This is a genomic window from Candidatus Palauibacter irciniicola (assembly GCF_965208695.1).
Classification (GTDB): domain Bacteria; phylum Gemmatimonadota; class Gemmatimonadetes; order Palauibacterales; family Palauibacteraceae; genus Palauibacter; species Palauibacter irciniicola.
Genome location: NZ_OZ242352.1, coordinates 2606506 through 2623429 on the forward strand (window position 1 = coordinate 2606506; position 16924 = coordinate 2623429).

The 16924-nt window shown below is 68.0% G+C and carries 16 protein-coding genes and 1 tRNA gene; 10 read left to right on the top strand and 7 right to left on the bottom strand.

Going from position 1 to position 16924, the window contains the following annotated elements; translation table 11 throughout:
* Window positions 1-2: 2 nt before the first annotated feature.
* Window positions 3-1388 carry an amidohydrolase family protein gene (locus ACOGI9_RS11310; RefSeq protein WP_419857225.1) on the bottom strand — a complete coding sequence of 462 codons (1386 nt, stop codon included), beginning with the start codon at window positions 1386-1388 and terminating at the stop codon, window positions 3-5.
* Window positions 1389-1608: 220 nt separating this feature from the next.
* On the opposite strand from ACOGI9_RS11310, the gene ACOGI9_RS11315 reads away from it, so the two are divergent.
* From ACOGI9_RS11315 to ACOGI9_RS11330, 4 genes are all read left to right on the top strand, one after another.
* The gene (locus tag ACOGI9_RS11315; protein WP_419857226.1) at window positions 1609-3885 is read left to right on the top strand and encodes a fused MFS/spermidine synthase; all 2277 of its coding nucleotides are present in this window, start codon (window positions 1609-1611) and stop codon (window positions 3883-3885) included.
* Between the two features lie 82 nt (window positions 3886-3967).
* Window positions 3968-4273, top strand: coding sequence for a hypothetical protein (locus ACOGI9_RS11320; protein WP_419857227.1), 306 nt, complete (start codon window positions 3968-3970; stop codon window positions 4271-4273).
* 84 nt (window positions 4274-4357) lie between these two features.
* Entirely contained in the window at window positions 4358-5455 is a 1098-nt protein-coding gene (locus tag ACOGI9_RS11325) for a hypothetical protein (protein WP_419857228.1), read from the top strand.
* Entirely contained in the window at window positions 5452-6306 is an 855-nt protein-coding gene (locus ACOGI9_RS11330; protein ID WP_419857229.1) for a hypothetical protein, read from the top strand. Before ACOGI9_RS11325 ends, ACOGI9_RS11330 begins: the two co-directional genes overlap by 4 nt.
* Before the next feature lie 4 nt (window positions 6307-6310).
* Here the strand turns inward: ACOGI9_RS11330 and ACOGI9_RS11335 are convergent, their stop codons facing one another.
* A complete protein-coding gene (locus ACOGI9_RS11335) occupies window positions 6311-6994 on the bottom strand; it encodes a DUF2461 domain-containing protein (RefSeq protein ID WP_419857230.1) in 684 nt (227 codons plus the stop codon).
* A 91-nt stretch (window positions 6995-7085) separates the two neighbouring features.
* Here ACOGI9_RS11335 and ACOGI9_RS11340 point away from each other — a divergent pair, with 91 nt between their 5' ends.
* Window positions 7086-7532 carry an SRPBCC family protein gene (locus tag ACOGI9_RS11340; RefSeq protein WP_419857231.1) on the top strand — a complete coding sequence of 149 codons (447 nt, stop codon included), beginning with the start codon at window positions 7086-7088 and terminating at the stop codon, window positions 7530-7532.
* Window positions 7533-7536: 4 nt separating this feature from the next.
* Window positions 7537-8682, top strand: a complete 1146-nt coding sequence (locus ACOGI9_RS11345) for a serine hydrolase domain-containing protein (protein ID WP_419857232.1) — start codon at window positions 7537-7539, stop codon at window positions 8680-8682.
* 71 nt (window positions 8683-8753) lie between these two features.
* On the opposite strand, the gene ACOGI9_RS11350 is transcribed toward ACOGI9_RS11345, so the two are convergent.
* A tRNA-Ala gene (locus tag ACOGI9_RS11350) sits at window positions 8754-8826 on the bottom strand.
* Window positions 8827-9004: 178 nt separating this feature from the next.
* Here ACOGI9_RS11350 and ACOGI9_RS11355 point away from each other — a divergent pair.
* A complete protein-coding gene (locus tag ACOGI9_RS11355) occupies window positions 9005-9628 on the top strand; it encodes a twin-arginine translocation signal domain-containing protein (RefSeq protein WP_419857233.1) in 624 nt (207 codons plus the stop codon).
* Window positions 9625-11244 (top strand): FAD-dependent oxidoreductase, encoded by a 1620-nt coding sequence (locus ACOGI9_RS11360; protein ID WP_419857234.1) that lies wholly within the window; start codon window positions 9625-9627, stop codon window positions 11242-11244. Before ACOGI9_RS11355 ends, ACOGI9_RS11360 begins: the two co-directional genes overlap by 4 nt.
* Window positions 11245-11271: 27 nt before the next feature.
* On the opposite strand, the gene ACOGI9_RS11365 is transcribed toward ACOGI9_RS11360, so the two are convergent.
* Window positions 11272-11622, bottom strand: a complete 351-nt coding sequence (locus tag ACOGI9_RS11365) for a helix-turn-helix domain-containing protein (RefSeq protein WP_419857235.1) — start codon at window positions 11620-11622, stop codon at window positions 11272-11274.
* A 201-nt stretch (window positions 11623-11823) separates the two neighbouring features.
* On the opposite strand from ACOGI9_RS11365, the gene ACOGI9_RS11370 reads away from it, so the two are divergent.
* On the top strand, window positions 11824-12918 hold the full coding sequence (locus ACOGI9_RS11370) for a hypothetical protein (RefSeq protein WP_419857236.1): 1095 nt from the start codon (window positions 11824-11826) through the stop codon (window positions 12916-12918).
* Window positions 12915-13754 (top strand): nucleotidyl transferase AbiEii/AbiGii toxin family protein, encoded by an 840-nt coding sequence (locus ACOGI9_RS11375; RefSeq protein WP_419857237.1) that lies wholly within the window; start codon window positions 12915-12917, stop codon window positions 13752-13754. The genes ACOGI9_RS11370 and ACOGI9_RS11375 overlap by 4 nt, the downstream gene beginning before the upstream one ends.
* A gap of 12 nt (window positions 13755-13766) precedes the next feature.
* Here ACOGI9_RS11375 and ACOGI9_RS11380 read toward each other — a convergent pair whose 3' ends face one another.
* The 3 genes from ACOGI9_RS11380 to ACOGI9_RS11390 are packed head-to-tail and all read right to left on the bottom strand — an operon-like array spanning window position 13767 to window position 16902.
* Window positions 13767-14717 (bottom strand): DUF1684 domain-containing protein, encoded by a 951-nt coding sequence (locus ACOGI9_RS11380; RefSeq protein WP_419857238.1) that lies wholly within the window; start codon window positions 14715-14717, stop codon window positions 13767-13769.
* The gene (locus tag ACOGI9_RS11385; protein ID WP_419857239.1) at window positions 14714-16120 is read right to left on the bottom strand and encodes an aminopeptidase P N-terminal domain-containing protein; all 1407 of its coding nucleotides are present in this window, start codon (window positions 16118-16120) and stop codon (window positions 14714-14716) included. The genes ACOGI9_RS11380 and ACOGI9_RS11385 overlap by 4 nt, the downstream gene beginning before the upstream one ends.
* Window positions 16117-16902 (bottom strand): nucleoside-binding protein, encoded by a 786-nt coding sequence (locus ACOGI9_RS11390; protein WP_419857240.1) that lies wholly within the window; start codon window positions 16900-16902, stop codon window positions 16117-16119. Before ACOGI9_RS11390 ends, ACOGI9_RS11385 begins: the two co-directional genes overlap by 4 nt.
* Window positions 16903-16924: the final 22 nt, after the last annotated feature.

The following is a 16924-nucleotide window of genomic DNA, read 5'->3' on the forward strand; positions in this document are numbered from 1 at the left end:
CGTTACCGGAAACTGAGGGCGGACTGGTCGCGGCCGCCGACCATGATGAACGCCACGTTTCCCATGTCGCGGATGTTCTCGTCGGGCCGGCCGTCGATCGCGATGATGTCGGCAAAGCGGCCTACCTCGACCGTCCCCACTTCATCCTCGATGCCCACGATCTCGGCGTTCAGCCCCGTGGCCGCGGTGATCGCTTCGAGCGGCGTGAACCCCGCGGCGACGAGGTTCTCCATCTCCAGCAACATGTACCCGTGCATGCTGTCCGTCCCGATGCCGACCTTGACGCCCTTCTCCTTCGAGCGCCGGAGCTGTCCGAGGCGGTCCAGGCGCCGCTGCGCCCGTCCCGGGTTCTCTTCGAGGGCCCGCTCGTGCACGTGGCGTCCGCGCTCGAGCCAGTCGCGGATGTCGCCCGCCTCGTTGTCGAGGAAGCCCCACTCGTTGAAGACGCTCTGGAAGCCGATGGTGTACGTGTTCACGAACCCGACATCGCGGCTCGCCATGAGGTCCATCAACTCTTCGTTGAGGTTCCCTCCGTGCTGGATCGAGTTGACGCCCGCCTCGACCGCCAGGCGGATGGACTCTCCGTTCGCGTGCGCCGTGGCCTCGATCCCGAGCCGGTGCAGTTCGTTCACGGCCGCGTCGATCTCTTCCTTCGTGTAGTTGCTCTCCCCCGGAGCGTACGGGGTGCCGTTGTTGGGACCCACCCGCGCGCGGTCGGTGATCGTGAGTTTCATGTGGTGCGCGCCCATCTCGTAGTTCTGCCGGACGAATGTGCGCATCTCCCACGGTCCGTTCGTCGTCCGGTACTCCGCCGGGCCGTGGCCGGCGGTGGTCGAGATGAAGTTCCCGCTGGGATAGATCCGGGGGCCGGGAACGATCCCCTCCTCCACAGCCTGTGAGGCCTGGATGTCGTTGTAGTGGACCTCGCCGACGACGTAGACGCTCGTGACGCCGGACATGAGCTGAACCCGGATGTTCCGGATGATGCGCGCCATCTGCATCGCGTCGTGCTGCTCCATTCCTTCCAACTGGCCCCGGAGCGTGCGAATGTCCGGCCGGATCGAGAGGTGTGCGTGCGCGTCGACGATCCCGGGCATCACGGTGTGTCCGCTCAGATCGACGACCCGCGCGCCGGCCGGGACCGCGACGGCGGCCGCGTCGCCCACGGCTTCGATCCGCTCGCCGCGCACGATGATGACCTGGTCTTCGCGCGCCGGCTGACCCGTGCCGTCGATCAGCCGGCCGGCCCGGATCGCGGTCACTTCCTGGGCCGCCGGGGTGTGGACGGCGGCCATCGCGGGGGCGGCGCCGTGCGCGGGGGAAGGGGTGAAGGGGACGATAGCCGCGGCCAGCACCGCGGTCCGAAGGGTCATCGCTCTCGTTCGCATCGGACGCTCCTCGAGTCGGCGGGGGGTCATCGGGTGGTCGGCACCTGCGAAACCTGTGGCCCGCGTCCGGGTGCGGCCAGACGGTCGGAAGCCCCCGCCGTCAGGGCGGTACAACGAACCGAGTCGGGCTATCGACTCCCCGGCGCGCAGACTACGTTGCCGCCGGCCGACACCTCATCTCCCGTCCAGAACGAGCCCACCGACCTGGATGCCCCAACCGATGACGTCCGATAGCCGTGTAAGGCGGACCGCGCTGCTGGCCCTTTTCTTTCTGTCGGGGGTCAGCGGGCTGATCTACCAGATCGCCTGGGTGCGGCAGTCCGTCTTCACGTTCGGGGTCAGCGTCTACGCCTACAGCACGGTCATCGGGGCCTACATGATCGGGCTCGCGCTGGGCAGCTACGCGATGGGCAGGCGGATCGACGCGCACGCGCGGCCCCTGCGCACGTACGCGGCACTCGAAGTGGGGATCGCGGCCCTCGCCACGCTGTCGCCCTTCCTGCTCGGGGCCCTGCACACGCTCTACCCGGGACTCAGCAACGCCCTCCCGGCCGGCGGCTTCTGGCTCACGCTGGGCCGGCTCGTCCTCTCGCTGGCCGTGCTCACGCCGACGACCTTCCTCATCGGGGCCACGCTGCCCGTCATGAGCCGGATCTACGCGACGCACGGCGGACGCGTCGGGAGCGACGTGGGGCGGCTCTATCTCGTGAACACGGCGGGCGCCGCGCTGGGCTGCGTCCTCACGGGACTCGTCTTCCTCCGGTACCTGGGGGCGCGGGAGACCATCTTCCTCGGCGCGGCGATCAACCTGTTCGTCGGGGCAGGGGCGCTCGCGCTCATGCGGGTGGCCCGGGCTCCGCGGGCGGGCGGTGCGGCGAGCGAGGCCGGCGGTGTCGCGACGGATGCGGCGGTCGGTGCCGGGCCAGCCGCCGGACCCGCCAAGGACGCGCTCCCGATCTCGGCCGGAGCGCTGCGCTACGTGGCGATCGCGTACGCCATCTCCGGCTTCATCGCGCTCGGCTACGAGGTGGTGTGGGCACGGATTCTCTACATCCACTCCTCGCACGCGGCGTACTCGTTCTCGCTCATGCTGACGGTCTTCCTTGCCGGGCTCGCGCTCGGGGGCGCCGGCGGGAGCTGGGTCCTGCGGCGGAGACGGGCGACGCTGAGACACTTCGGGGCGATCCAGCTCGCGATCGGACTGCTGGCCGTCCTCATCCTCCACGCCTTCGCGCGACTTCCCGCGCTCCACCTCGACGACTGGTTCGGCGGCTACACCGTCGCGTACGAGTTCCTCATCGCGTTCGTCACGCTCTTTCCTCCCTCCGTCCTTCTCGGGGTGCTGTTCCCCGTCGTGGGCAGCCTGTACACGCGCGAGCGGGCGGAGGCCGTGGGGCTTCGCATCGGCCGCGTGAATGCGTTCAATACGCTGGGAGCCATTGCCGGCTCGCTCGGCGCGGGGTTCGTGCTCGTGCCCGTCCTCGGACTCCGCAACACGACGGTGGCGCTGGCGGTGCTGAACCTCGCGCTCGGAGCCGCGGCGCTGCGCTTCGACCGCGGCGGCCGGCGGGCGCTGCGCTTCGCGCCGGCGGGCGCGGTGGTGGCCACGGTCCTGGCCGTCGCGGCCCTCCCCACCGGCTTCTATCTCGGCTCGTACTACACGGAGGTCGACCGGCTCATCTTCTACAAGGAGGGCGTGGAAACCACGGTCGCCGTGCTCGAGGTCCCGGAGGACAACTACAAGATCTCCTTCGTCAACGGCCGCGACGAAGTGCCGACGGACCGCGCGAGCATGTCGGCGTTCAGACTGCTCGGACACCTCCCGCCGCTGCTCCGGCCCGGCGCCCGCAACGCCCTGGTCCTGAGCTTCGGCAACGGGATCGCCACCGGGACGATGAACACGCACGACATCCCCGTCATCGACGCGGTGGACCTCTCTCCCGAGATGATGGAGGCGGCCGCCGTCTACTCCGAGGAGAACTACGACGTCCTCGACAGCGACCGGCTGCGGCTGCACGTCGAAGATGGGCGGAATTTCCTCCTCCGGACGGAGGCGTCGTACGACATCATCTCGGTCGACGCGACGCACCCGGCCAACGCGAGTTCGTGGGCGCTGTTCACGAGCGAGTTCTACCGGTTGATCGAGAGCCGGCTCGCCGAGGACGGCGTCTTCATGCAGTGGATCCCGATCCACGGCGTCCGAGAAGACGACTATCGCGACATCCTGCGGACCGTCTGGGACGTCTTCCCCAACATGGTGCTCTGGTCCACCGGATCGACCCACAGCTACGTCGTCGCTACGCGGGAACCGATGTCGTCCGTCGTGATGCAGTCGGTGCTCGCGCGGGCGGCCGCCAACCCGACCGTCGTCCGGGATCTCGGACCCCCGGAGGCCATCGCGGGCTATGTGGCGATGGCCGAGGGGGACCTGACGCGCTACATCGGCCGCGGCCCCGTCATCACCGACAACGACGCCTTCTTCATGCCGGCGCGCTAGCGTCGGCTGATCCGCGTTCCCGGGCATCGACACGGCGACGACGGTCCGGTAGACTGCGGCCATGCGCCGGTTTGCCATCTCCTTGCTTCTGATCGCGGTCGTCCTGCCGTACGCGCGCGCCCCGCTCTGCGAGGTGGGTTCCCACGAGCACCCGTCGCACCACCATGCGACCGCCGCGGCGTTGACCCCCGCCGGGGGTGACGAGGCAGGAACGCCGGGAGACTGCCACGCACTTATGGCGTGCACGGTCGTGCTGCTGGCGTCGCTCGCGGAGACCGGGGCCGGCTTCCGCTCCTTCTCGCAGGCATGGGATCCCGCGCTTCAGGGCAGCGTGGCCCCGATTCCTTCGCGCGCCTCTCCGGACACGCCCCCTCCAAGAACCGCCTGAACGGACGTAGTCCAACAAGCGCCTCGACCGCCGCTGCGATGGCGGGCCGAGGCGGAGTGTCATCGTTCAGACGAGGGGCATGCCATGCCATCCACACATCTTGCCCGGCGTCCCGCGGGCATCATCGGGTTCGTCGCGTTCGCCGCAGCCGCCTGCGGATCGGCTCAGCGCAACGACGTCTATCGCCTCGCCGCGCCATACAATTTTGCGTTCTACGACACGCACGAAGAGGCGGCTCGATCGTTTTACGCCGCGCACTTCACCCACTTCGCCGCCTACGAGATCCTGATGAGCCCGGGGCAGGACACGCCCGCGCGGATGTCCGAGTTCGAGACTCGGGTCCGGGCGTACGTCGCGGATCCGCCCAGGTTCGAGCCGCCCGCGGAGATCATCGCGCCCCGCTGGACGCGGCTCGCGTTCGAAACCGCCCAGTCGATGGACTGGGCGCACATGCTGCACTCCCAGCTCTACGACATCCTCACGGACGACCGGATCACCGATAAACGAACGGCCGGAGAGCGGGCCATCGCCTACTACCTGTCGGAGACGGAAGCGGCGTTCTCCACACGCGGTTACGGACACCGCTTCATGGAGGGGGGCGGCGAGTGGGCCGGTAACTTCCACGTCGCGTACCCCGACATCAACGGGATTCTGTGGGCCTACCACTGGCATCACGCGGCCGTGTACGAGGCGCTGATGGAGACCGACCCGGCTCGACGGCGCGTGGAACTCGACCGGGTGATCGACGTTTTCACGGACTCCGTCCTCCTGGAGCTTCCGCACGTCATGCCGCTCACGGCCGAGGTCGCGCCGCGTTTCTCGCGCCTGTTCCCGGCCGCCGCGCACATCTTCGACAACCTCCACATGATGCACGATGTGGTGAACGACATCATGGCCGAGCCTTCCTACTCCCTGTCGGAGAAGGCGGCGGAGATCGAGCGCCTGCGGGGGCAGATGGTCTACGCGGGCCAGGACACCGTCGAAGCGCCCGGGATGCCGATGGGCGGGGACCATCGCATGAGCGACGGAGCGATGCGGGTCCCGACCGAACTCCCGACGGGACGGTGGCTGCCGCAGGGGCACCCCGAGGCGCGAATGGCTCCGATGGGCGACTTCATGCGACCCCTTCCCGCACCCCGATCGGGCCGGCCAGCCGGCGTCTCGGGGGGAGGTGTCCGGTGAGGGCCATCGCAAGGAGTGTCGCGGCGACCGCCAGGTGGGGCGTCCCGGCGACGATCGCGCTGTGGCTGGGAGCCGCCGTCCTTCCCGCGCCGGTCGCCGCTCAAGAGGACTTTCGCGCCGCCGAACTCGACCGCCCGACACGCATCGAGGATGCGCACCCGATCAAGTTCCGGGAGTGGGAGTTCCAGAGTGGGCTTCGCGGCTCTCTGGGAGAGGGCGACCGCGGCTTGCTCGGTCTGCTCGAGTTCAAGACGGGGCTGTTCCGCAACGGACAGATGGGGGTCGAGATCGAGGGCGGCGTCGAACGCCCGTCTGCGGACAGGACGGGCGGCGGGATCGAGGCCGCATCCGCGCACCTCCTGTACGGACTGGCCCGCGAGACGGTCTCGCTCCCCGCCGTCGCCGTGCGCCTCGACGCGAGCACGCCGGGCGCCGGCGCCATCGGCCACGACGACTGGCAGTTCGGCGTGATGGGAATCGCCACGCGCTCCCTGGGTCGACTCCGTCTGCACGGTAACGGCGGCTACCGGATCGCCGGCGAGGCCGACGGCGGCGACTACTGGCGCTTCGGCCTCGGCGCGGACTACCCCCTGGGACTGTTCAGCCGCGCGATCCTGGCCGACCTCTACGTGGAGGCGCCGGTTTCGGCCGGGCGAGCGCGGGTCTGGGCCGAGATCGGGACTCGCTTCCAGGTCAGCAACTGGAGCGTCCTCGACTTCGGCCTCGCCACGAGGCTCGACGAATGGGACGAGGGGAATGCCAACGTCGAGATCGTGATCGGCGTGTCGCGCTCATTCGGGATCCCGGGGCTGACGAGAGTCCCCCTGTACCCGAACCCGACGATCCCCTGAAGCTTCAGTACGAGACGCCGGTCGCCCGGCACAGCCAGCGCTGGAACGGGGCGGCGGTGCGGCACAGGGCGGTGAACCGGTCGAGGAAGTCGTCCGACATCAGGTCGTCTTCGCCGAGTTGCACCACGGCGATGAAGTCCTTGCGCCGGAGATCCTCGATCAACGGATGGTCTACGCTGAAGCCCTGCGGGGCCCGGACGAGCGAGTCGCCCGAGAGTTCGAAGGTCCCGCGAAAATCGGCGTCGCGCGACGCCCGCTTCCAGGCTTGCGGATCCTCGTCGATGGACTCGCGGATCTTCCGGAGTGCCGGCCCGCCGGGGCGCCAGGAGCCGCAGCCCACGAAGCAATGCCCCGGCTGGATGTGCAGGTAGAAGCCGGGAGCGTGGGCGTCCTTGCCCGCCTCGTGCCGGAACTGGATGCCGGTGTGGGTCTTGTACGGGCTCTTGTCCCGCGAGAAGCGGGTGTCGCGGTAGATCCTGAAGAGCGAGCCGCCGTTCGCCCTCGGGTCCGCGCGAAAGTGGGGGCTGATCTCCTCGAGGGGCATGGAGAAATCGGAGATGAAGCGGAGCGCCGGCTCCTTGACGTCCGCCTCGTACCGCGACTTGTTGGCGAGAAACCACTCGCGGTTGTTGTTGGCGGCCAACTCGCTCAGGAAGCTGAAGGTGTCGGGGGTAAAGTAGGCGGTCATCGCAAGGTGGCTCGTCGGCTGGAGAGACAGGTATGATGAGCGGCGCCGATACCTATGACGTAGGCCCGAAGCAAGCAAGCAGAGGGATGCCATGACGCGCACCGAACTCAGCCTTACCGTCGACGCTCCGCTCGGAGTCGTTTTTTCGACCGTCGCCGACATCGCCAACTTTTCCAAAGCCGTGCCGCACATCGAGCACGTGGAGTTCCTGTCCGAGGAAAGGACGGGCGTCGGCGCCCGCTTCCGGGAGACGCGCCTCATGGGGAGCAGAAGGGCGACCACCGAGTTGGAGGTGACCGAATACGTGCGGGACGAGCGTGTTCGCTTCGTGTCCGACGCGGGCGGCACGATCTGGGACACAATCTTCACCGTCGAGCCGGACCCGGATGGCCGCGGGACGCGGCTGGTCATGGTGATGGAGGCGAGGCCCCACAAGTTTGTCGCCAGACTCACCACGCCGCTCATGAAGAGAGTGATCGCCAAAGCGATCGCTGCGGACCTCGATGCCGTGAAGGCCTACGCCGAGGCGGCCGGATAGCGGAATGCGTCGAAGGGGGTTGAGCGGGGTCTACGCGGGATTGGTGGTCGGCGCGGTCGCGGCGCTGGCCCAGGCGACCGTGGTCGAGGTCGCGGCGCAGGAGTTGCCCCTCGCGCGGACGGACCAGGGCCGGTGGGCCGAGGTCATCGCGACCTCCCGCGGGAAGCTCGACTCGCTTCGGCAGGCGATGTCGATCCCGGGGCTTTCCATCTCGGTTTCGGTGGACCGCCGCGTCGTGTGGTCCGAGGGGATGGGCTACGCGGACCTCGAGCTTCGGAGCCCCGCGACGCCGCAGACCCGTTATCGGATCGGGAGCGTCTCCAAGATCCTGACCGCGGCCGGCGCCGCGCTCCTTCACCAGCGGGGCGAACTCGACCTGGACGCGCCCGTGCAGGAATACGTCCCCTCCTTCCCGCGCAAGCCCGAGGGGGAGATCACGACGCGGCTTCTCGCCGGACATCTGGCGGGAATCCGGCACTACGTGGACATCGAGGCCGAGTACTTCCTGACGCGGCGCTACGAGACGGTGTTCGAGGCGCTGGACATCTTCCGAGACGACCCGCTCGTCGCGACGCCCGGAACCGAATGGTCCTATTCGAGCTACGGCTTCAACCTCATGAGCGCGGTCATCGCGAGTGCCTCGGGACGCGGATTCCTGCAGTACCTCGACGAGGAGGTGTTCCGGCCGCTCGGGATGCTTCACACTGGCGGAGACCACACCGACAGCCTGGTCGTGAACCGCGCGCGCCCCTATGACCGCACGCCGGACGGTCGCCTCATCAACGCGCGCTACATCGACAACTCCCACAAGTGGGCCGGGGGCGGTTTTCTCTCCACGACGGAGGACCTGCTCCGCTTCGCCCACGCCCACGTTGAGCCGGGACTGTTCAGCCGGGAAACGCTGGACCTGGTGTGGACGTCTCAGCGCACGCTCGCCGGCGAGGAAATCGGCGTGGGAATCGGCTGGCGCCTCATGCCGCCCTCGCGGGCGGGCGGTCGCCGAGCGGTCGGACACGCGGGCGGCGCGATCGGCGGGAACGCGCTGCTCATCATCTACCCGGACGATGGGCTGGCCGTCGCCGTCGCCGCGAACATCGCGGACATCGGCTATCCGCAGGGCGGCGCACTCGTGTTCGGAAACGTGATCTAAGATCGCAAACCTCTTCATCGAGGCCCGCTGAACGATCCGACCGCCTCCCGGCGGTGGGGCTGCTGAGGGGATGGAGCCGATCGGATTCGAACCGACGACCTCCTGCTTGCAAAGCAGGCGCTCTCCCAACTGAGCTACGGCCCCTCGATACGGCGGGATACGGGGGGTCCCGCAGGTTGAAGGATGGGGTGCCCGCGCTCCGCTCGCCAGTTTCGCAGCCGCCCCGCTCTCGGTCGAGGTTGCTGGGAGTTGCGACGCTTGAAGGCTGGCATCTACGCTCCTTTGAGAGTCACGTAGCCCAACTCCTGGAAGGCCGGTGGTCATGGCGGAATCTCGCAGGACGTTCCTGAAGCAGTCTGCCGCGACGGTGGCCGCCGTTTCCCTGACCGGCTGCGCTCCCGGCGAGCGAGCTGCCGAGACCGAGGGAGACGCGCTCTCTCGCACCGATGGCACCACCCCGGTCCCTCTCCCTGCCGCGACGCTGCGCGGCGTCGCCGAAGCCGTCCTCCCGGACGAACTGGGCGAGGACGGCCGCGAACGGGCCGTGCGTGCTTTCGAGCGCTGGTCCGAGGCTCTGGAGCCCGTCGCCGAACTGAGCCATCCGTATCTCGTCCCCGAGATCAGGTATTCCGGCCCGGACCCGCGGCCGGGGTGGGCGGCGCAACTCGAGGGTCTCGAGAAGGAGTGTGAGAGCCGCCACGGGGTGTCCCTCTCCGACCTTGAAGTGCCCGGTCGCCGGGAACTGCTCGCGCGGCCACTCGCGGACACCGGGCCCGGCCTCGGGGCGCCCCAGAACGCGGACCATGTGGCGGCGGCCCTGCTGGCCCACTTCTTCGGCTCGGCGATCGCGACGGACCTCTGCTACGGGCGGGCCATCCGGAGGGAGCTCTGCCGCTCGATCGAGGGGGCCGAAGAAGAACCCGCACCGCTGGGAGCCGCACCGTGAGCCGGGCAGTCAGGCGGACCACCAGGCGCGTCGTGGAGAGCGACGTCTGCATCATCGGCGGCGGGATCACGGCCGCCATGGTCGCGGAGCGGCTCGCCGAGCGGACCGGCGCCTCGATCACCGTGGTCGAGGCCGGCGAGCGGACGGCGTCTCTCGATGAGCGGTCCGACACCCGCGCACGGATGCTGGCCTATGGCGAGAATCCCTGGCCCAACGACCATATCCGTGGCCAGACGGGCACGGGCGCCATGTACAATTCCATGGTCGTGGGCGGCGCGGCGATGCACTGGGGCGGCGCGGTCCCGCGCTTTTCCCCGGAGGACTTCCGCCTGCGGTCGCTGTACGGGGTCGCATCCGACTGGCCCATCTCCTTCAACGACATCGAGCCGTACTTCCAGGAGGCGGAGGAGCGCATGGGCGTGGCGGGCGAACAGGGCCCACCCGAGTACGACCCCCGCTCGAAGCCCTACCCCATGCCGCCGCTCCCGCTCTCCTACAGCCTCGCACGCATGCGGGAGTGGACGGAGAAGACGGACATCCCCTTCTGGACACAGCCCTGGGCGCGCAACACGGAGCCGTACCAGGGGCGGGATGTCTGCCGCCGCTGCGACACCTGCTTCGTTTGCCCGACGGGAGCCAAGTACACGCCCGACTTCGCCTTCGACCGGTTGCTGGAGGCCGGACGCATCGACCTTGTCACACGCACCCTCGTCCGGCGCCTGAGCCTCGAGCCGGGTTCGGACCGGATCGCGGTCGCGGAAGCCGTCGACCGGGACGCGCCCGACGAGCCCGTCGAGTTCCGCGCGGGCACGTTCGTGATCGCCGCCGGCCACGCCTGGAGTTCGCACCTCCTGCTGCTCTCGGCGAACAGCCGTTTCCCGGACGGCCTCGCGAACCGCACCGGCAACGTGGGACGGTACATGACGGGACACTGGTACCTCAGCGGCTTCATCAACCTGCCGATGCGGCTCTATCCCGGCATGTTCGTCTACAACAGCCTTCTCTCCCGCCGCTTCGCCAGTCCGGGACCGCTGGATCGCTACGTGCGTCACGACCTCCGCTTGTGGGAGTCGAACGTCGGCCGCGCCCCGAGGCTCACGGGCGAAAATGGGCAGCTCCTGTGGGGCGACGAGATCATGGCCGACTGGAGGGCCCGCACGGAGTCCGAGTCCAGCGCACGCGTCCGGGCCTACTACGACCTGCTCCCGGACCGGGACAGCCGTCTCACGCTGGACGCCGGGAGGACGAACGAGCTGGGCGACCCGATGCCCCGGATCGACTACCGCCCCGCGCAGGAGAGCATCGACCTCCAGGACCATACGGTCGAGACGATCTCGGGACGGTTCGAGCAACTGGCGCGGGCGGCCGGAGGCTCCATGAGGAGCATCGGGCGGCCGTCCGAGTTGTGGGAACACCCGGGCGGCGGCTGCCGGATGGGCGACGATCCGGACACGAGCGTCGTGGACCGCTGGGGACGCACCCACGACCACGAGAACCTCTTCGTGGTGGGCGCGCCGACCCTCGTCTCCGGCGGCTGCGCGAACGGGACCCTCACCTTCTGCGCCCTCTCCCTCATGTCCGCCGAGGAGATGCAGAAGGAACTCCCCTCGGCCTGAGCGGTCACCTCAGGTCCTCCCCGGGCGTCAACCATTCGGATCTTCGGCCCACGACCATGGATCATTCGGGGACGCGTCCTTCCGGGGGCTCGCGCGCTGCCGTTCCTTGCCACCGGAGTCCACGCGCTCAATGGGTCGGACCTCCAACGGTGGCACCGCGTTCAGCAGATCCTCCCCCAGGCCCAGGGCAATCGCGACGCGCAGCAGGCTGTCCAAGCCGCTCGGCTGGCCGGCCTCGATACGTCGAAGCGTGCGGAGTCCTATGCCCGCGTCTTCAGCCAGCGCCCGCTGCGTCACGTTTCTCGCAAGGCGCAGCCTCGCAAGGCGACGCCCTATTTCGACGCGCACCACACGGGAAGTCAGGTTCTCATCTGTCATCTCCCCAATACTGCCGCCGGTTGGGACGGAAGATCAAGAGGCCATTTATTACCCCTAACAGCCATAATCTGACGATATGCGGCCAAATATCGCCTTTACGTGGCAGCCAGCCCTCCCCCATCGGCCCCCCTCCAAATTTGACATGATTCACCAAACAAACCAAGATTCACTGTACGGTGAACAAGGCGTATTTGGTGAATCATGACGGATGGCAAACTGCTCGACGCCGGAGAAGCCTGCTTGCGGAAGATCCTGGATTCGGCAAGCGGGTTTCAACTGGATTCGTCGATGAGCGGAGCACAGGTAGGCGCGCAAGGCGTTGACGCGGTCTGGCGGCTTCGGTCGGATTCTGACGAGGCCTGCCTTCTGATTGAGGCCAAGACCAACATCTGGCCACGCGACGTGGCCCCGGTCTCCGCTCGACTCAAAGCAGCGGCAGCAGCCCTGGATGCGGATGGCTGCGTACTCGTTGCCCCGCGCGTGACGGAACGTACACGTGACCTTCTTCAGCGAGCTGGTGTCGATTACATCGACCTTCGAGGGCAAGTGCGCGTCGTCATTCCGGGCCGGCTTCTGATCGTAGCTCAGGGTGCCCAACAAGCTCCAGGCGCCTACAGTCCAGACCGAAACGATAGAATCGTGAATCCCTTCCGGGGAAAGGCCTCTCGAATCGTACGAGCCCTGCTTGCCGAGCCACAACGTTGGTGGGGCGTCACGGAACTCGCCGAGTGCGTGGGCGTGAGCGCGGGCCTGTCGGTGAAGACCTTGAAGACGCTTGAACGCAATATTTACGTGCGACGCGACCAGGATCGTCGTGTGACCCTGGCTGATGGTGAGGCGCTGCTGCGGCAGTGGGCAGCCGTCGTGGACAGTGCTTTCCGCAACGCCGGCAGGTTCGTATCGCGACTCCCGGATCCTGACGAAGTCACGCGACGACTCTCAAGTAGACTTGAGAGCCTCGGCGTACGCTACGCCGTGTCTCGCTTGGCGGCGGCGCGGTTCATCGAACCGTACGCGCCCGCTCGCGTGGTGGACATCTATGTGGATCGCGACCCCGGCGATCTTGCGGAGCCACTCGGCCTCCTGCCCGTGGACCGCGGAGAAACCGTTCGCCTTGTCAGACCGGGCGACGAAGGAGTCTTCCAGTTTTGCGGCGAGTACGACACGGTGACTGTTGTCAGTCCCGTCCAGTTGTTCATCGATCTCTCCAACGGACGAGGGCGCGACCCCGATGTCGCAGAGCGCCTCTTCGAGAATAGCCTGCGTGAGACCTTGGTCGGGCGTGGCGAGCCGTGAAGACACGATCCATCTACGGCCCCGAGGTGGCGAGCCGAGCCCAACGCGTAATAGCCGATGTCTTCGCCGCCATGGGACGCCGGGCCCGGCATGCAGTGCTGGTTGGCGGGGCCGTCCCCCGACTCCTGGAGGATGTTGCTCTTCGCGGAGCCCCGGGACATGCGGGCACGATGGACGCCGATATACTCCTGGACTCGAACGTCTTTGGCTCCGACGACTACGCGACGCTGGCGGACCGACTGCATGAACGCGGATACCGCTACCGACAGGACGCTGATGGGAACGACTTGCAATTCAGCTTTGAAGTCGACGTCGACGGCCATGGTGTCGTCGTGGATTTCCTCGCTCCGCCCATGGACGCTGAGCCGGGATTTCGCGTCCGCCTTCAACCTGGGCTGCATGCTCATGCGATATCCGGGGCGCACATCCCGGAGTGGTTTTCGATCAATCTGACTCTCGACGAAGAACTGCTACAGGGTGGACGGCTTCCGGTCCGTATTCGACTGGTCGATGTTCCGGGTTTCGTCGTGCTAAAGGCGCTCGCCTTCGAAGACCGTCAGGCCCCCAAGGACGCTTACGACCTCTGTTACGTGTTGACGTACGCGAGAGAGGGGCCGCCGGCCATCGCCGACCGACTCGCCCGGCATGCCGACGATGCCGAGGTGGCCCGTGCAGTCGCTTACCTACGTACCGCTTTTTCTTCGCCGGATGCCGCGGGTTCCGTCGCCGTCGCGGTATTCGAGGAAGCACGGGGCGAGGATGTCGCGCGACAGGCCGCATTGGCTTATGCCGTCGTCCAATCGTTCCTCACGGGATGGGACGACAGGGACCGCTGACAATCAAAGTGGTTACGGCCGCTTCTCTCCGGCGGTCACGGGGAAGCGGAGGTAGTTCTCGCGTGGCGGGAGGCTGCACACGGAGTGGGGGGTGAAGGCGCACGGTGCGTTGTAGGCGCGGTTGAAGTCGATCGTCGTCCAGCCGTCGTCGTCCGGGAAGGGGGCGCGCATGTAGCGGCCCGCCTGGTAGGTGTCGGTCACGGCGGTCGAGTCCCACAGGCTGATGAAGTAGGAGCGGCTCGACGCGCCGGCGAAGGCCATGAGCCGATGCTCTGCCCCGTCGACGCGGAAGACGAGGTCCCCGGGCGCGGTGTTCTCGAGCGTCCCGCCCCTCACGTCGGCCAGCGAGACCGTGCGCGGCTCCGGATAGGGCTCGAAGCGCGCCGTCACCCGCCAGTCGTTCGTGATCGGGAAGTACCCGGGAAGCTCGAAGGCATCGAGGCGCGGGGCATCCGTGTCCCAGACCCGAAGCCACAGCCTCTCCGTTCCCGGCTCCGCGTGGATCCGCATCCCGAGCGACCCCAGCGCCAGGCGGATCGTCCCCTCGCTCCGGTCGTCCGGCAGCGGCATCGGCTCCGTGACGGGGTCGCCGACCGCGCCGGACATCTGGTCTCTCAGATGCAGGCCGCTCCCGGCTTCGGGGACGAGACGCACGGCCCCATCCTCGAGGTACAGCGTACCGGCCAGGGACGGCGCGTCTTCCTCCGGCAGGACGATGGACGCCGCCGGATCGGACCCGAAGGTGTTCGCGCCTTCCCGCAGTTCGAACAGCCCGTCCCAGCTGATGACGCCCGCGTTGGGGTTCGCGAGACTGCGCCGCCGCCCCTCCCGCCACTCCTCATGCTCCGCCGCCAGCACGCCGGACTCCACCGGCGCCGGGTCCGGCCACGTCTCCGGTCCGCACGCCGCCAACGTCACAGCGAACGCGACCGGTCGCACCGTCTGGATAGCATTCTTCTTCACGGGACCAATTCCTCCAGGGCGTCGGGGTCGCGGGGGAGCGCGTCGGTGAGGACTTCGGCGCCGTCGTCGGTGACGAGGAGGACCTCTTCCACGAACACCGAGACGCCGAGGTCGTGGTTGTAGTACCACGGTTCGATCGTGAAGACCATTCCGGGGGCGAGCGGTTCGTCGAGAAGGGCGGGATCTCCGGTCGAGAGCCCGATGTGGTGGCCGAAGAAGGAGGGCGTCTGCATGTACGGCTCCTCCTCGTCCGGTATCGCGTCGTACGCCACCTGCGTGAGTTCGCGCAGGGTGACGCCCGGGCGCACGGCGGCGATCACGGCCTCCGCGGCCCGCGTGCTCACGAGGAGCTTCTCGCGCTGCACCTCGGTGAAGGCGCCGTTCACCGGGAAGGTCCGTCCCACGTCGCTCACGTAGCCGTTGATCTCGCACCCCACGTCGAAGATCACGAGGTCGCCGTCCTGCAGCGTGCGGTTGCGGCGGTTGTAATGGGCCGCGAGGACGCGCCACGGCCACAGGCTGTTGGGACCCGACTTGATGATCGGCGTGAACGGGATGGACTGGGCGCCCGCCTCCCGGCAGGTGCGCTCGAACTCGCCCTGGAGCGTGCGCTCGTCGACCCCCGGCCGAACGAGGGCGGCGGCGGTCCGGATCCCGCGCATCGTGGCGTCCGCCGCGCGCCGCATGCGCATGATCTCGGCGGGCGACTTCACCATGCGCAGACGGGCGACGATCTCGAACGCGTTCACGAACTCCGCCTCGGGATGGTCGTCTCGCAGCCGCCGGATGAGAGACGCCGTGGGGTCGAGACTCCCGACCAGAGGGACGACCGGATTGGGGACCTCACCCGCGACACCCGCGTTCACCCGCAGGATCTCGCCCCTCCCCACGCGCTCGCGCAGAAAGCCCTCGAGTTCGGCGACGTCCCGGTAGTCATCCGCGCCGCCGATGCCGCGGATCTGGTAGTCGTCCAGCAGCGGACGGCCCGGGAAGTCGTTCGGCCGGCCCGGGTTCTCGAAGCGCGGATCGCTCTGCGGCATGAAGAGGATCGAGATGTCGCGCCTCGCGTCCAGCACGAGCATCGACTGCGGGACTTCCAGCCCCGTCAGGTACCAGAAGTCCTCGAGTTGCCGGAACGTCTCACCGTGCGTGATGCCGTCCGACGAAGGCACGAGCAGGAGACCGCCTCCGGTGGCGCGCAGGCCGTCGAGGATGCGGTTGCGGCGAAACTCGTACTCCTGCGGGCGGAAGCCCGGGCGGACCCAGTCGGAGTAGCGTTGCTCAGGCGTCTGCGCCGAGAGCGGCTCCGGACCCCCCGCGACGGAGCCCACGCCCGGCAGGCCCGCGAGCAGGCAGCTCGCGACCAGCAGGCCACAGGTCCGATAGGCGGGCGCCGCGTTCAAAGCCGCCAGACCACGAGGAACTGGACCACGCTCTCCGACACGTCCGTCCCCAGCTTGTTGTGCCAGTACTGGTATTCGATGCCGCTCATCAGGCGACCTCCCTCGCCGCCCAGGATCCGGCCCACGTCCACGGTCAACTGCGGCTGGGCGAGGATCCAGGCGCGGACTTCGTCGCCGAATTCATTCGTTACGGCACTAATGTACTCCGCGTGGCCGGTGAAGGTGAACGTCTGGCCCATCATCTCCCACGTCGCGAGCCAGTTCACATCGAACATCCAGCCGTCGTCCGTCGCCGGCGCGCCGCCGTTGTCGACCCCGCTCGAAGCGTCGACGATGCGGGCGAAGTCCGTGTTGAGGAAGATGAACCCCGGGATGCCCCACGACGCGCGAAACCCCGGTGTGTACTTGAGCACCTTCGCCTGCGACCCGTAGTTCACGCCGCCCAGCAGGGCGAAGTCGCGGATCGGGCCGAACCCGGCGCGGCCGCCGCTGATCTTCCCCAGACTCAGCGAGGGATACCACTCGCCGTACAGGTCCTTCTCGTTGAACCCGTCGTTCCCCCCATCCGCCGTGTAGTCGAAGAACATGAAGTGGTCGCCCCACGACCACTGCGCGGCGTGCTGGAAGGTGACGACCGTCGTTCCGTGTCTCGTGTCCGCGAACGGGTTCACGAGCTTGCCGAGCTGGAGCTGGAATTCCGCTTGCCCGGCCGCGGCCGCAGGCGCCGCGAGGAGGAGCAGAACCGTGGACAGCCCGCGAAGTGACCGTGCGGTCAGATTCATTCAGCCTCTCTATCGAGGAGGA